At 42.1% G+C, this 15,883-nt stretch carries 15 protein-coding genes; 11 read left to right on the top strand and 4 right to left on the bottom strand.

Annotation, left to right across the window (positions count from 1 at the left end; translation table 11 throughout):
- Positions 1 to 55: 55 nt before the first annotated feature.
- The 5 genes from accC to ACIQAA_RS16875 are packed head-to-tail and all read left to right on the top strand — an operon-like array spanning position 56 to position 4,960.
- On the top strand, positions 56 to 1,417 hold the full coding sequence (accC, locus tag ACIQAA_RS16895) for an acetyl-CoA carboxylase biotin carboxylase subunit (protein ID WP_402621629.1): 1,362 nt from the start codon (positions 56 to 58) through the stop codon (positions 1,415 to 1,417).
- 11 nt (positions 1,418 to 1,428) lie between these two features.
- On the top strand, positions 1,429 to 1,641 hold the full coding sequence (locus tag ACIQAA_RS16890; protein WP_402621628.1) for an acetyl-CoA carboxylase biotin carboxyl carrier protein subunit: 213 nt from the start codon (positions 1,429 to 1,431) through the stop codon (positions 1,639 to 1,641).
- Positions 1,642 to 1,671: 30 nt separating this feature from the next.
- The gene (locus ACIQAA_RS16885; RefSeq protein ID WP_402621626.1) at positions 1,672 to 2,598 is read left to right on the top strand and encodes a hydroxymethylglutaryl-CoA lyase; all 927 of its coding nucleotides are present in this window, start codon (positions 1,672 to 1,674) and stop codon (positions 2,596 to 2,598) included.
- A 14-nt stretch (positions 2,599 to 2,612) separates the two neighbouring features.
- Entirely contained in the window at positions 2,613 to 3,395 is a 783-nt protein-coding gene (locus tag ACIQAA_RS16880; protein ID WP_402621624.1) for an enoyl-CoA hydratase, read from the top strand.
- 32 nt (positions 3,396 to 3,427) lie between these two features.
- The gene (locus tag ACIQAA_RS16875; protein ID WP_402621986.1) at positions 3,428 to 4,960 is read left to right on the top strand and encodes an acyl-CoA carboxylase subunit beta; all 1,533 of its coding nucleotides are present in this window, start codon (positions 3,428 to 3,430) and stop codon (positions 4,958 to 4,960) included.
- A 65-nt stretch (positions 4,961 to 5,025) separates the two neighbouring features.
- On the opposite strand, the gene ACIQAA_RS16870 is transcribed toward ACIQAA_RS16875, so the two are convergent.
- From ACIQAA_RS16870 to gltC, 4 genes are all read right to left on the bottom strand, one after another.
- Positions 5,026 to 5,226 carry a hypothetical protein gene (locus tag ACIQAA_RS16870; protein WP_402621623.1) on the bottom strand — a complete coding sequence of 67 codons (201 nt, stop codon included), beginning with the start codon at positions 5,224 to 5,226 and terminating at the stop codon, positions 5,026 to 5,028.
- Positions 5,227 to 5,292: 66 nt separating this feature from the next.
- Positions 5,293 to 5,727 carry a glycine/sarcosine/betaine reductase selenoprotein B family protein gene (locus ACIQAA_RS16865; RefSeq protein WP_402621621.1) on the bottom strand — a complete coding sequence of 145 codons (435 nt, stop codon included), beginning with the start codon at positions 5,725 to 5,727 and terminating at the stop codon, positions 5,293 to 5,295.
- A gap of 36 nt (positions 5,728 to 5,763) precedes the next feature.
- Complete coding sequence (locus tag ACIQAA_RS16860; protein WP_402621619.1) at positions 5,764 to 6,264, bottom strand: peroxiredoxin; 501 nt, start codon at positions 6,262 to 6,264, stop codon at positions 5,764 to 5,766.
- A 145-nt stretch (positions 6,265 to 6,409) separates the two neighbouring features.
- Complete coding sequence (gltC, locus tag ACIQAA_RS16855; RefSeq protein WP_402621618.1) at positions 6,410 to 7,312, bottom strand: glutamate biosynthesis transcriptional regulator GltC; 903 nt, start codon at positions 7,310 to 7,312, stop codon at positions 6,410 to 6,412.
- A gap of 133 nt (positions 7,313 to 7,445) precedes the next feature.
- Here gltC and gltB point away from each other — a divergent pair, with 133 nt between their 5' ends.
- The 6 genes from gltB to ACIQAA_RS16825 form a co-directional block, all read left to right on the top strand.
- Positions 7,446 to 11,993 (top strand): glutamate synthase large subunit, encoded by a 4,548-nt coding sequence (gene gltB / locus ACIQAA_RS16850; RefSeq protein ID WP_402621617.1) that lies wholly within the window; start codon positions 7,446 to 7,448, stop codon positions 11,991 to 11,993.
- Positions 11,994 to 12,010: 17 nt separating this feature from the next.
- Positions 12,011 to 13,477: a glutamate synthase small subunit gene (gene gltD, locus ACIQAA_RS16845; RefSeq protein WP_402621615.1), complete on the top strand. Its 1,467-nt coding sequence runs from the start codon at positions 12,011 to 12,013 to the stop codon at positions 13,475 to 13,477.
- Positions 13,478 to 13,710: 233 nt separating this feature from the next.
- The gene (locus ACIQAA_RS16840) at positions 13,711 to 14,937 is read left to right on the top strand and encodes an endo-1,4-beta-xylanase (RefSeq protein ID WP_402621613.1); all 1,227 of its coding nucleotides are present in this window, start codon (positions 13,711 to 13,713) and stop codon (positions 14,935 to 14,937) included.
- A gap of 94 nt (positions 14,938 to 15,031) precedes the next feature.
- Positions 15,032 to 15,595 (top strand): helix-turn-helix domain-containing protein, encoded by a 564-nt coding sequence (locus ACIQAA_RS16835; RefSeq protein WP_402621611.1) that lies wholly within the window; start codon positions 15,032 to 15,034, stop codon positions 15,593 to 15,595.
- Between the two features lie 56 nt (positions 15,596 to 15,651).
- Positions 15,652 to 15,804, top strand: coding sequence for an IS3 family transposase (locus ACIQAA_RS16830; protein ID WP_402621609.1), 153 nt, complete (start codon positions 15,652 to 15,654; stop codon positions 15,802 to 15,804).
- Positions 15,732 to 15,883: IS3 family transposase (locus ACIQAA_RS16825; protein WP_402621984.1), on the top strand; the 152-nt coding region annotated here is incomplete at its 3' end. The genes ACIQAA_RS16830 and ACIQAA_RS16825, both read left to right, overlap by 73 nt.

Raw genomic sequence — 15,883 nt, 5'->3', positions numbered from 1 at the left:
ATGAAGCTTACGAGTATTGAACCTATATTGATAGAGCGAGAAAGGGTGGAAAGGCATGTTCAAAAAGGTGTTAATTGCTAATCGGGGCGAAATTGCTGTTCGTGTAATCCGTACATGCAAAGCCTTAGGTATTACAACAATTGGAGTCTACTCTGAAGCTGATGCAGATGCTCCACATGTAAAAATGGCGGATGAGGCCTATTTAATAGGCGGTTCCCGGGTAGCAGAAAGCTATTTAAATATTAATAAGATACTAGAGGTGGCGCAGGCTTCAGGAGCGGAGGCAATCCATCCTGGATATGGCCTGCTTTCTGAAAATGCTGAATTTGCCCGCCGTTGTGAAGAAGCAGGGCTGATATTCATCGGACCTTCTCCAAATGTTATTTCGAAAATGGGAAGTAAGATTGAATCACGCAAAGTGATGGAGGAAGCAGGTGTTCCTGTCGTACCAGGGATTACCTACCCACTATCAGATGCAGAGGAAGCGGTAGAAGTGGCAGATCACATCGGTTACCCTGTAATGCTGAAAGCATCCGCGGGTGGCGGGGGAATTGGAATGCAGGTGGTCCAGAATGGTGATGAAATTCGAAAAGCTTTTGCTGGAAACCAAAAGCGGGCTACTGATTTCTTTGGCGATGGGTCGATGTATATTGAAAAATTTGTTGCCAATCCAAGACATATTGAGATTCAAATCTTAGCTGACGGTTTTGGAAATACCGTTTACCTTTGGGAACGTGAGTGTTCGATTCAGCGTCGTCATCAAAAAGTTGTGGAGGAAGCACCATCATCGTTTATAACTGAAGATACACGTACCAAGATGGGTGAGGCTGCAGTCAAAGCGGCAAAATCTATTGGGTATAAAAATGCAGGAACGATCGAGTTCTTAGTGGATGAAGAGCAAAACTTCTACTTTCTTGAAATGAATACTCGTTTGCAAGTGGAGCACCCGGTTACAGAAGAAATTACAGGATTAGACTTAGTCGAACAACAATTACAAATTGCTGCGGGTCAACCTTTGAATTTTTCTCAGGAAGAGGTAAAGCGTGAGGGCCATGCCATTGAGGTTAGAATCTATGCAGAAGACCCCAAAACATTTTTCCCTTCACCTGGAAAAATAACCAAATTAGAGTTGCCGAACGGACCGGGAGTTCGACATGAATTAGCCATTCACGGGCAATCCGTGGTCACTCCTTTTTATGATCCCATGATTGCAAAGCTGGTTGTCAAAGGAAGCAGCCGTGATGAGGCAATCAATCGCCTCCAAGCTGCATTGGCTGATTATCATATTGAAGGAATTAAAACAAATATTCCTATGCTGCAAGAAGTTGTTGCGCATTCGGCATTCCATTCAGGCGATACGACAACAGACTTTGTCAGCAAGTATTTAAAAACGAATAAGACCAACAAGGTAAAATAGGAGGAAAAATCATGACTGAAATCATTGCAAGTATGGCAGGAAGTGTATGGAAGGTATTAGTTCAAGTCGGAGATCAAGTAGAAGAGGGTCAGGATGTTGTTATTTTAGAATCGATGAAAATGGAAATTCCAATTGCGGCTGAATTCGATGGAACGGTAAAAGAAATAAAAGTGGCAGAGGGTGAATTTGTAAATGAAGGCGACGTCATTGTAGTTGTCGAATAATCCTTGGTAAGGTGGAAAGGAGATGGAGCAATGAAGTGGCCGAAAGGTGTAACGATTAAAGAGGTTGGTCCCCGTGATGGGTTACAAAATGAAAAAACCTTTATTTCAACAGAAGATAAAATTACTTGGATTAATCAATTGTCAGAAAGTGGACTGAAGCATATTGAGATTACCTCTTTTGTTAATCCAAAATGGATTCCTGCACTTTCAGATGCCACTGCGGTTGCAACTGGCATTACCAAAGTGCCTGGTGTCACCTATACAGCACTCGTTCCAAACTTTTATGGTTTGGAACGGGCATTTCAAGCGAACATTGATGAAGTAGCTGTGTTTATGTCTGCTAGTGAAACTCATAATCTAAAAAATATCAATAAAAGTATTGACCAGACTTTCCCTGTGTTACGAGGTTTGGTCAGAGAAACCATTTCAGCAGGGAAATTCAGCAGAGGTTATGTTTCAACCGTTTTTGGATGTCCGTATGAAGGTCCTGTTGATATCGACAGTGTCATACGAGTTTCCGAAGTTTTATTTGAAATGGGGATTGCAGAGCTGTCTCTCGGAGATACAATCGGTGTCGCAAATCCAAAGCAAGTTCAAGAAGTTTTGGAGGTTTTATTAAAAAGATTTCCAGCAGATAAATTAGCCATGCATTTTCACGATACAAGGGGAACAGCTTTGGCCAATATCTTAGTATCGTTAGATATGGGGATTACCATTTTTGATTCTTCTCTTGGCGGCTTAGGAGGATGCCCATATGCGCCTGGAGCATCGGGTAACGCAGCGACAGATGATTTACTCTATATGCTTCACGGGATGGGTATTCACACTGGAGTTGATCAGCAAAAGCTGCTTCATGCATCCCAATTTATTCAGGAAAAGATAGGCAGAACTTTACCTAGTAAAAGTTTTCAAGCCGCAAGCTCTGGGCTGGGTGGAAAGCTTGGAAAGACCGTTTGAGGGAAGGTGAAATCATGAGTAAAACCATTTTAGTTAACAAGCTGGATAACGGCATTATAATGATTACGTTAAATAGGCCGGAAGCTGCTAATGCCTTATCAATTGAGATGTTAGAGGGTCTCCGTGACGAACTTCTTACCTGTAAATATGATCGAACAGTCCGCTGTATCATTATTACTGGGGCAGGGGAGAAAGCTTTTTGTGCTGGAGCTGATTTAAAAGAAAGAGCTGGAATGGATGCGGTTCAGGTGAGGAAGACGGTTTCTTTGATCCGCGATAATATCAACTCTTTAGAATCATTACCCCAGCCGGTCATCGCAGCTGTGAACGGCGTAGCTTTTGGCGGAGGTACTGAACTAGCGCTCGCTTGTGATATCCGCATTGCCGCTGAAACTGCGAAGCTTGGTCTAACGGAAACATCACTAGGAATTATACCTGGTGCCGGCGGAACACAGCGTTTACCAAGATTGGTAGGAAAGGGACGTGCCAAAGAGCTGATTTTCACTGCTAGAAGAATTGGTGCCGCTGAAGCCCTTGAGGTTGGATTAGTAGAATATACGGTCCCTTCTGCGAGTTTACTAGATAAAGCATTGGAAATTGCCGGACAAATTGTTCAGAATGGCCCGATTGCCGTAGCACAAGCAAAGTTCGCAATCGATAAAGGCTATGATGTTGACCTGAACACCGGTCTAGCCATAGAGCAAAATGCCTATGAAGTGACGATCCCAACAAAAGATCGTTTAGAAGGATTGCAGGCTTTTAAAGAGAAACGTACTCCAAATTATATTGGTGAATAAGAATGAATCGAGGAGGAAAAATGACTGTGGAAATGAAACCTCTCCAACAAACTTTAAATGATAGAGTCGAACAAATTAAAAAGGGTGGACCTCCCAAATATCACGAGAAAAACCAAGAGCAGGGAAAATTGTTCGTCCGCGATCGTTTATCATTATTATTTGATTCTGACCTTGAACTAGAGGATGGTCTATTTGCAAACTGTATGGCGGGGGATCTTCCGGCAGACGGAGTTGTGACAGGGATGGGCAAGATTAATGGCCAGACAGTCTGTGTGATGGCCAATGATTCAACCATTAAAGCTGGGTCTTGGGGAGCTCGGACGGTTGAAAAAATCATTCGAATCCAAGAAACAGCTGAAAAACTTCGAGTGCCAATATTATACTTAGTAGATTCAGCTGGAGCACGGATAACAGATCAGGTGGAAATGTTCCCTGGGCGTCGAGGTGCAGGAAGAATCTTTTACAATCAAGTAAAACTTTCAGGTAAAATTCCTCAAATCTGTATTCTATTTGGACCATCTGCTGCAGGCGGGGCCTATATTCCAGCTTTTTGTGACATTGTAATTATGGTTGATAAAAATGCGTCAATGTATTTGGGTTCACCAAGAATGGCGGAAATGGTTATTGGTGAAAATGTATCCTTGGAGGAAATGGGCGGCGCTCGCATGCATTGTTCTGTTTCAGGCTGCGGTGATGTTCTGGCAAAAAATGAAGAAGAAGCCATTTCAATGGCTAGAAACTATCTATCTTATTTTCCTGCCAATTTCTCAGAAAAACCGCCAGTTCGTGAGGCAGTTGACCCTAAACCATTGAAGAAACCATTAGAAGAGTTAATTCCGGTGAATCAGAATTCACCTTTTAATATGCTTGATCTAATCAATGGGATTATTGATGAAGGCTCTTTCTTTGAAATCAAGAAACTTTTTGCTGGTGAACTCATAACCGGACTTGCCCGCATGGATGGGAAATCTGTTGGAATCATCGCCAACCAGCCGCGAGTTAAAGGCGGGGTATTATTCCACGATTCAGCCGATAAGGCCGCAAAATTTATTAATCTTTGCGATGCCTTCCATATTCCTCTTTTATTCCTAGTGGATGTGCCTGGATTTATGATCGGTACAAAAGTAGAACGGGCAGGAATCATACGCCATGGTGCGAAAATGATTTCAGCGATGTCTGAAGCAAGTGTTCCGAAAATCTCTGTTATCGTACGTAAAGCATATGGCGCTGGTCTTTATGCTATGGCTGGCCCTGCATTTGAACCAGATGCGTGTCTTGCTTTGCCTTCCGCGTCCATTGCGGTTATGGGACCAGAAGCAGCCGTTAATGCCGTTTATGCGAATAAAATTGCTGCTCTGCCGGAAGAAGAACGTGCTGCATTTATCGAACAAAAACGTGAGGAATACAAAGAGGATATTGATATTTATAATTTGGCTTCCGAAATGGTGATTGACGGTATCATACCAGCAAACTCATTACGTAAGGAACTCGTAAATCGTTTCGAGGCATATTCTTCAAAATATCTCATTTTCTCTGAACGAAAACACCCTGTATATCCGGTCTAAAACAGAGGGGACGGTTCTTCTGGCCTAAAAAGGCCGGAAGAACCGTCCCCTTGGTTCAGGTTCATTTAATAAGATGGAAAATGTACATCATGTATATTTCCTGGCTCTTGTCTTTCATTTAGTTCTGCCAGTGCTGCCATTAATACTTTCATATGTGTTGTTTTATCATGAGGCTTTCCTAGCGAATGTCCAAATTCGAACCCTATTGGATGTATAGCCCGTGGCGGCCTCATCAAGCTGGATTGTTCAACGTCCAACGTAATCAATGTTGTAGGAATTCCCTGAGATTCAATGCCGCGCTGCACTGTAACTACAGTGCGATGACAGAGAGGTCAGCCGGCAGTTAAAAGGACAGCATCCGCTTTGGAACGAACTACTTCCTTTACGAGTGCAGGGATTGTTTCCTTATTAATAATATTTAAACGCATGGAATAACCCATCATGGTCATATGTTTCTCAGCAACCCCGCCTAGGTCTCCATCGTCTACCATTTCCCGCAGTCGGTCAATAGGAAAAACGCAGTTAATATCCTCTTTCGGGGCATCTGTATTATAATGCTCCTTTGGGGCTGCATGAGTGACTGTTAAATCCTTTGCATCAACATCTCCTGGAATAATACGGAAGGTCGTATCTCCTACTGACTGATCGGTGTTAAATGCCTCCTGATCCTTTAGATGAACACCAGAAGTGGAAACAATCATAATGGTCATTTCATGCAGTGGTTTGGTGCTAGGTGTATATGGGATAGCTTTTCTTGATAGTTCCATACACAGCCTCCTTATATTCTACTAACAAAATTAGGATTAAAGTTTTCTTAAAACATCAAACAACTCTTCGTTGTCAGGCTGCTTATCAAGTGGATGAACATCAATCCATTGAACGATTCCTTCTTTATCAATGATAAACAGGGCTCGTTCGGAAGCTCCATATGCCGGTTCGCTTTTGTTTTTACGAAGAACGCCATATTTCTCCGAAACTTCTCCATGTGGATAGAAATCGGAACAAAGCGGATATGATATTCCACCAATAGATTTTGCCCATGCATCATGACTGTGAACGCTATCGACTGAAATACCCAGGACCTGGGTATCAAATTCTTCAAAACGAGGGAGATCATCCTCGTATGAAGGCATTTGCGCGCCTCAAACTGGGGTCCAATCTAGAGGATAAAAACAAAGAAATACATTTTTAGATCCGCGGAATTCACTCAAAGTCACTCTGCGGCCGCCATGGGCTTCCACTGTGAAATCCGGTGCCGGATCACCAACTTTTAAGGTGCTTGTTTCAGTAGCTCCTTGTGGCATGTAATTATCTCCTTTCTAGTTTTAAAATTTACGAACACTTTTTATTATTCCCATGTACATTTTGGATTAACCGTAAATATAAGCATTTAAATCCTTTTTTCTATTGCCAAAAGCAGCTTAAGGAGAGTGATTTTTGTAAAACTCATTATTTGTATTGGTCCAACCGGTTGAAAAATTGGATTAGAAATTGATAAAAATTCTTTTCGGATGGTCCAATTTCTCTATGTTTAGGCGTAATAACCCCGACTGTACGCATGGCTTTGGGTGTTTCAATCGGTACTTTGACTGTGAACCGTGGAACCGAGTCATAGAAAGTACTCTCAGGCAGCAGGCTAACGCCGATTCCTGCTGAGACAAGTCCTTTTAATGCATCCATATCCTCCCCTTCGGACGCAATGTTCGGTTCAAAGCCAGCCTCATGACAGGCATCTACTGCAAGTTTTCGAAGCACATATCCATCTGGAAATAAAACGAATGGATCGGTCCGCAAGTCACTTAAATTCAGCCTTTTTTTATCAGCCAAGGGATGACGCTCAGGAATCAAGGCGACGATATTTTCCATAAATAAAATCTTAGCCTCGAGATCGGGTTCCTTCATGGGAACAGGGCCGAGAAAGGCCAAATCGATTTCACCGTTTTTAACCGCATCAATTAAGTAGGCATAGGAGCCATGCCGTAAATGGAAATTAACATTTGGCGCCACTTCCTTATATGCCGAAATTAGAGTTGGAATCCAATAGATGGAGAGACTTGAAGGATATCCAATATGAAGCGTTCCTCCTAGTGGATCGAGATATTCTTCTACTTTTTCCTTACCCTCATCTAATGTTTTTAATGCACTTATTGCAAATTGTAAAAAAATGTTTCCGATCGGTGTAATCTTAATGTTTCTGCCGACTCTTTCTAATAACTTAACCCCTAGCTCCTCTTCTAGTTTGGTAATTTGATAACTGACAGCTGATTGTGCCACGTTAAGATGATCAGCTGCCTCTGTAACATGCTGCCGTTCCGCCACTTCGATTAAATAACGTAATTGACGAAGCTCCATTGTTGTTCCTCCTTTCATTTATATAAGAATTAGATTGGTTTGATATAAATTATATATTGTTTGTATAAATTAGAAAACCTAGAATAGTGGATATAAATATTTCGACAATTTAACTAACAGGGAGAGATTTGAAATGACGTATCATCAACTACCAAAAGCACAAGGTCTCTACCGTCCAGAATTTGAACATGATGCCTGCGGAATCGGCTTGTATGCTCACATAAAAGGAAATGCCACACATGATATTGTGGTAAAAGGACTAAAGATGCTTTGTCAATTGGATCATCGCGGCGGACAGGGAAGTGACCCGCTTACAGGCGATGGCGCCGGACTTATGGTTCAAATACCGGATCAATTTTTCCGCCAAGAATGTCCAGAAATAAACTTGCCAGAAAAAGGGAAATACGGTGTGGGGATGCTGTTTTTCTCTAAGGATGATAGTGAACGGGAAGAAATTGAAAACTATATCAATAAAATGGTCGAACAAGAGGGGCAAACGGTGCTTGGCTGGAGAACAGTCCCAGTCAATCCCGAACCAATAGGGGTAACGGCACAGGAAAGCTGTCCTGTTATTCGCCAGTTGTTTGTTGGTGACAGCGAAAAAAGTACGGATTCATTAGCATTTGAACGAAAATTATACGTCATTCGGAAACAAGCAGAAAAATGGGCAAAGGAATCAGAGTATCGTTTTTACTTTGCTAGTCTTTCTAGCAGGACTATTGTTTACAAAGGTCTGTTAACGCCTGAACAAGTAGATCAGTTCTATTTGGATTTACAGAATGAGAATTTTGTCTCTGCGTTTGCTTTAGTGCATTCACGCTTTAGTACAAACACATTTCCAAGCTGGGAAAGAGCACATCCAAACCGTTATTTAATTCACAATGGCGAGATTAATACACTTCAGGGAAATATTCACTGGATGAAGGCGCGGGAAAGTCAATTTGTATCAGAGGCGTTTGGAACCGATTTGGAAAAAGTACTGCCAATCCTCGATACAGATGGAAGTGACTCTTCGATCTTAGATAATGCGCTTGAATTTTTAGTCCTTGCCGGCCGAAAGCCAGCCCATGCAGCGATGATGTTAGTCCCAGAGCCATGGTCTGAAAACCCTCATATCACAGAGGAAAAGAGGGCTTTTTATGAATATCACAGTTCTCTAATGGAGCCATGGGATGGACCATCCGCTATTTCTTTCACGGATGGGAAACAAATCGGTGCGATTTTGGACCGGAACGGCCTCCGTCCAGCTCGTTATTATGTTACAGAAGATGATTACATTATTTTTTCATCTGAGGTTGGTGTCATTGATGTAGAGCCGGAAAAGGTACTGTACAAAGAGCGCCTTCGCCCAGGAAAAATGCTTTTGATAGATTTAGAAGAAGGAAGAATCATTTCCGATGAGGAAATCAAGTCACAGTTGGCTCAGCAACAGCCGTATCAGCAATGGCTAAATGAACAACTTGTTCGCTTGGAAGATAGCGTAGAGGCTGAGGGAGAGATCCCGGCTGAGTTACTGGTCCTTCAAAAAGCCTTTGGATACACCTATGAAGATATTCAAAAATATATCCTTCCCGCAGTGACTGAAGGTAAGGATCCTCTAGGAGCGATGGGAAATGATATGCCGCTTGCTGTTCTATCAGACCGTCCTCAAACTTTGTTTAACTACTTTAAGCAATTATTTGCCCAAGTAACCAATCCGCCAATTGACTCGATTCGTGAAGCAATTGTCACTTCAACCATTTCCTATTTAGGAGCAGAAGGGAATTTACTTCATCCATCAGCAGAAAATTGCCATCGGATTCAGTTGGAGACACCGATCCTAACCAACAGCCAGCTTGAAGTATTAAAGATGAACGAATCATTTGAAAGTAAAGTGATCGACATCCTGTTCGCAGAGGATTTAGAGAATAGTCTTAACGATATTTGCCGTCAAGCAGACCAAGCAATTGCAGATGGAGCAAGCTTGATTATCCTGTCTGATCGAAATATGAATGCCAAAAAGACAGCCATACCATCTTTATTGGCAGCGAGCACACTTCATCAACACTTGATTCGTGAAGGATTAAGAACGAAGGCAAGTATCATGATTGAAACAGGGGAAGTAAGAGAAGTTCACCATTTTGCAGTACTGCTAGGATACGGTGTTGATGCGATTAACCCATATCTTGTGTTCGCTACCTATCAGCAAGCTGTTGAGGAAGGAACGATACCGTTCACTTATCAAGAAGCAGTTAAAAAGTATATCTATGCCATGACTGAGGGTGTTGTAAAGGTTATGTCAAAAATGGGGATTTCTACGGTGCAAAGCTACCGTGGTGCACAAATTTTTGAAGCTGTTGGAATCAGCTCAGATGTTATCGACACCTACTTTACAGGAACAGTTTCCCAGCTTGGCGGAATTGGTTTAGACACAATCGCCCAGGAAGCGCAGTTGCGTCATGCGCAAGCTTTTACTGAATTAACCGACAAGACCTTAGAATCAGGCAGTAACTTTCAATGGCGACATGATGGAGAACACCATGCCTTTAATCCAGGAACCATCCACACATTACAATGGGCTTGCCGCAACGGTGATTATGATTTATTTAAAAAATACTCGACACAGGCTAATGATGAAAGACTTGGCTTCTTACGCAATTTATTCTCCTTTAATGGAACACGACCAGCTGTGCCGATTGAAGAAGTAGAATCAGTCGATTCGATTGTGCGTCGCTTTAAAACAGGTGCGATGTCGTTTGGATCCATCAGTAAGGAAGCGCACGAAACATTAGCGATTGCTATGAACCGATTAGGCGGAAAAAGCAACTCGGGAGAAGGCGGCGAAGATTCAAGCCGTTATGTTATAGATGAAAATGGCGACAACAGAGGAAGTGCGATCAAACAGGTTGCTTCCGGTCGTTTTGGTGTAAAGAGTCATTACCTTGTTAATGCAGAAGAACTGCAAATAAAAATGGCTCAAGGTGCAAAGCCGGGTGAAGGCGGCCAGTTGATGGGAACGAAAGTATATCCATGGGTTGCCGATGTTCGTGGGGCAACGCCGGGAGTTAGCTTGATTTCACCGCCACCGCACCATGATATTTACTCCATTGAGGATTTGGCGCAGTTGATTCATGATTTGAAAAATGCCAACCGCGACGCCCGTATCAGCGTTAAGCTTGTTTCAAAAGGCGGGGTCGGAACCATTGCTGCCGGTGTGGCGAAAGCAGTAGCCGATGTGATTGTCATCAGCGGTTACGATGGCGGAACGGGTGCATCGCCGAAAACGAGCATTCAGCACGCCGGTTTACCGTGGGAACTTGGCTTAGCAGAGGCACACCAAACTCTTATGTTAAATGGTTTACGTGATCGGGTGGTGCTTGAAACCGATGGAAAATTAATGACAGGTAAGGATGTTGTAATGGCAGCCTTGCTTGGAGCGGAGGAATTTGGCTTTGCAACCGCACCGCTAGTAGTCCTTGGCTGTGTCATGATGCGTGTTTGTCATTTAGATACATGTCCGGTTGGCATTGCCACTCAAAACCCTGAGCTTCGCAGAAAGTTCACGGGTGAAGCAGATTATATCGTTAACTTTATGCGTTTCATTGCACAGGAAGTGCGTGAGCTTATGGCTGAGCTTGGTTTCAGAAGTGTTGAGGAAATGGTCGGCCGTGTAGATGTATTAACTGTAAGTGAGCGAGCAAAATCACATTGGAAAGCGCAGCATTTGGATTTAACATCGTTACTGTATAAGCCTGAAGGATACCGCACCTTCAAAACTTCACAAAATCATAGAATTAACGAATCACTAGATATTAAACAAATTCTTCCGGCTGTTCAACCAGCTTTACAGCAGGGGACACCTGTCGATTTAAGTTACCCGATTTCGAACATCAATCGCGTGGCGGGAACCATCGTCGGAAGTGAAATTTCCAAACGCTATGGTGAAGATGGTCTTCCGGAGGATACTATTACCTTACGATTTACCGGTTCTGCCGGACAAAGCTTTGGTGCCTTTGCACCAAAAGGAATGACGCTTGAACTTACCGGGGACGCAAACGATTATGTTGGTAAAGGTCTATCCGGCGGAAAAATTATCGTCAGAGCAGATGAGCATATGAAGATTGCTTCTGGAGAAAACGTCATCGCTGGAAATGTCGCCTTTATCGGGGCAACAAGCGGGGAAGCTTATATTAACGGACGTGCAGGCGAAAGGTTTGCGGTTCGGAATAGCGGCGTCAATGTGGTTGTTGAAGGAGTTGGCGACCATGGCTGTGAGTATATGACGGGCGGGCGTGTTGTTATTTTAGGTGATGTTGGCAAAAACTTTGCAGCTGGTATGTCCGGAGGAATTGCCTACGTCTTAGCTGAAGACAAGGATACATTTAAACATTTATGTAATCAAGAACTGATTGAATTTGAATCGGTATCAACCGCTGCCGATCAGGATGAGCTAAAACAGTTAATCGAAAACCATTTCCGTTACACTCAAAGTGTAAAGGCTAGCTGTGTTCTCGAAAACTGGAAAAAGTGTGTTAGAAAATTTGTCAAAGTCATTCCGAAGGATTATAAACGGATGATTCATTTGATTGAAGAGCAAAAATTAGCAGGATTATCGGAAGAAGAAGCAGTTATGAGCGCCTTTTTAGCGAACTCCTCTGCAAAACCAAAACCATCTAAACAGCAGGAAGCTGCAAATCGCTAAGAAAGGGGAGAGGAACAATGGGGAAACCAACGGGATTTATGGAATATTCCCGCGAAAAAGTGGGTGAAAGAAATCCGCTGACACGCCAAAACGATTGGAGCGAATATACGGTTCCTTTTTCTGATGAAAAGTTACGTATACAGGGGGCGCGGTGCATGGATTGCTCCATCCCCTTCTGCCATACCGGAATGGAGATTCAAGGAGCAACATCAGGCTGTCCGATTCACAACCTGATCCCAGAGTGGAATGATTTAGTGTACCGCGGCCGTTGGAAAGAAGCGCTCGACCGGCTGATGAAAACAAATAATTTCCCTGAGTTTACAGGCAGGGTTTGTCCGGCACCATGTGAAGGTTCATGTACGTTAGCTATTTCCGACCCAGCGGTTACAATTAAGAATATTGAACAAGCGATCATCGATAAAGGCTTTGAAAACGGATGGATCACACCAAGGATTCCAAAGTCACGAACTGGAAAAAAAGTGGCGGTGATCGGTTCCGGCCCTGCTGGTTTGGCAGCGGCCGATCAGCTTAATCAAGCAGGCCATTCCGTAACGGTTTTTGAGCGTGCCGACCGTCCAGGTGGTTTGCTGATGTATGGAATTCCGAACATGAAGCTTGAGAAAGAAGTTGTAGAACGCCGGATTCGTTTATTGACACAGGAAGGCATTGACTTTGTTACGAATACAGAAGTGGGTAAAGATATCACAGCTGCTGAACTTCAAGCACAGTTCAATGCGGTCATCCTTTGTACAGGTGCTCAAAAACAGCGGGATTTAGTGATTGAAGGCCGTGAAGCAAAGGGAATTCACTTTGCGATGGATTATTTAACTCTAGCGACAAAAAGTTTATTAGATTCGAACTTTGAGGATGGTCAATTTATTAATGTAGAAGATAAAGACGTCATTGTGATCGGCGGAGGCGACACAGGTGCGGACTGTGTGGCCACAGCGCTTCGTCAAAAAGCCAAGAGTGTCGTTCAGTTCGGCAAGCACCCGCAATTACCTGGTGCGCGTACTTCTGATAATTTATGGCCAGCATATCCGAACGTTTTTACCATGGATTATGCTTATAAGGAAGCAGAAACCAAATTTGGGGAAGATCCACGACAATATTCGATTCAAACAAAGAAAATCATCTCCGATGAAAATGGGAAGCTTAAAGAACTTCACACCATCCAAATGGAGAAACTAAAGGATGAAGAAGGTCGCTATTATTTTAAAGAAATCCCAGGAACTGAAAAAGTATGGCCAGCTCAGTTTGTGTTTATCGCAATCGGCTTTGAAGGTACTGAACTGCCATTGTTAAGCCAATTTGGTGTAAAGGCAGTCAACCAAAAGGTTTCAGCCAGATACGGTGAGTTCAAAACCAACGTTGAAGGAGTGTTCGCTGCAGGCGATGCCAGAAGAGGCCAGAGCCTCATCGTTTGGGCGATTAACGAAGGCAGGGAAGTTGCACAGGAAGTCGATAAATACTTGATGGCGTAGTGAAAAGGAATAAAAGTTGCAGGCATCATTTTTATAAAATGATGCCTTTTTTGTGTTGTATGCTATTAACATTTATGAGAATTATCACCTTTAGTAATAAAAGTAAAACCTTTACTTTGTCGGGTATTTAAACAAAGTTATTTTAGTTAAAATAAATTCAGAAAAGGCAGAAGGTTCTTAAAAAAGGAACCCTAATGAAAATAAAAATCTTTAATTAAAAAGGAGAATAAAACATGCTAAAAGTTCTACGTAAACCTATCCTTTCTGGATTAGCTTTAGCTTTGTTATTACCTGTAGGATCAACAGTTGGTGCCGAAACAAATATCTCAAATAAACCAAGTATTAGCGGTTTAACAGCACCACAATTGGACCAACGATATAAAGATTCTTTCACCATTGGTGCAGCGGTTGAGCCATATCAATTATTAGATGCAAAAGACACACAAATGTTAAAGCGTCATTTTAATAGTATAGTAGCCGAAAATGTAATGAAGCCTAGTAGCATTCATCCATCAGAAAACGTATATAACTTTGAACAAGCTGATAAAATTATCGAATTTGCAAGAGAAAATGGAATGGAAGTACGTGGCCATACTCTTGTATGGCATAGTCAGGTACCAAATTGGTTCTTCACTGATAAGGATGGAAAATGGATGCCAAATGAGACAGATCCAGTAAAACGCGCTGCAAACAAACAGCTTTTATTACAGCGTTTACATGATCATATTAAAACAGTGGTAACACGTTATAAAAATGATGTAAAATCTTGGGATGTTGTGAATGAGGTAATTGATGAATGGGGCGGTCAACCTGGTGGCCTTCGAAATTCAGCCTGGTACCAAATTGCTGGAACTGACTATATTAAAGTTGCTTTTGAAACAGCAAGAGAATATGCAGCACAAGACGCTAAGCTATATATCAATGATTACAACTCAGAAGTAACACCAAAAAGAACATATCTTTATAACCTAGTAAAAAGTTTAAAAGAGCAAGGCGTTCCAATTGATGGTGTTGGGCATCAGGCTCACATTCAAATCGGCTGGCCATCTGAAAAAGAAATTGAAGACACAATTAACATGTTTACTGAACTTGGGTTAGATAACCAAATTACTGAGCTTGACGTGAGCATGTATGGCTGGCCAGTTAGGGCGTATCCTACCTATGATTCTATTCCAGCACAGAAATTCATAGATCAAGCAGACCGTTATGACCGTTTATTTAAGTTATATGAGAAATTGGGCGATAAAATCAGCAATGTAACGTTCTGGGGTATTGCTGATAACCATACATGGCTGAATGACCGTGCAGATGTTTACTATGATGCAGAAGGTAATGTTGTAACAAATACAAATGCACCGTATGTAACAGTAGAAAGAAGAGCAGGAAAAGATGCACCATTTGTATTTGATCCGGAATACAATGTAAAACCAGCCTATTGGGCGATTATCGACCACAAATAACACAAAAGGGACGGTTCTCCTTGCCCAAAAAGGCAGGGAGAATGTACTGCACCCCAAAAGTTAGAGTAAAATCTGGCTTTTGGGGTGTTTATTTATGAAAAAATATAGTGAAGAATTTAAACTTATGGTGGTAAGAGAATATCTGGAAGGAAAACTTGGATATAGAGCCCTTGCCAAGAAACATGGGATTAAGTCGAAATCAGCCATTGACAGATGGGTGAAAGTATACGAGAAGCTCGGACAGGAAGGTTTAACAAGTAAGAAGCATACTGAAAGTTATTCTGTTCAATTCAAGCTGGATGTATTAAGCTTTATAAAAAGAACAGGTTCTTCAGAAACAGATGCTGCCCTTCATTTTGGGCTAACCAATCCAACTATTATATCCTCATGGAAAAAAGCATTTTCAGAGGATGGGAGTGAAGGCCTGAATAGACCGAAAGGACGGCCACCCATGTCTGATAAAGCTGAGAATATAAAAGGCAAACAAGCAAAAAAGAGCGAAATGACAAACGAACAAAAATTGGAACGAGAGAACGAACTTCTTCGTTTAGAGGTAGAATACTTAAAAAAGTTGCGAGCTTTTCAGATGGATCCGGAGGGTTATCTCGAAAAGCACAAGCAGCGTTATCACTCGAACTCAAAGAAACCTTCAAATTAAAAGATGTTTTACAAGTAGTCGGTATTCCTGAATCCTCCTACCATTATCATATTAAAATGATGAAGAAAGAGAATCCTGACCAAGCATTAGAGGTTACTATTCAATCTATATTTCACGAACATAATGGTAATTATGGATATCGTCGTATCAAACTAGAATTGAGAAATCGTGGGATGAAGTCAATCACAAGAAGGTTCAACGCATCATGAGGAAACTTGGACTTAAAGGAAATAAGTTCAGACGAAAATCACGTAAGTACAGTTCTTACAAGGGTACGACTGGAACAGT

It is taken from the genome of Neobacillus sp. NPDC093182, from assembly GCF_044754045.1.
This window is presented reverse-complemented; position numbering and strand designations above follow the sequence as displayed.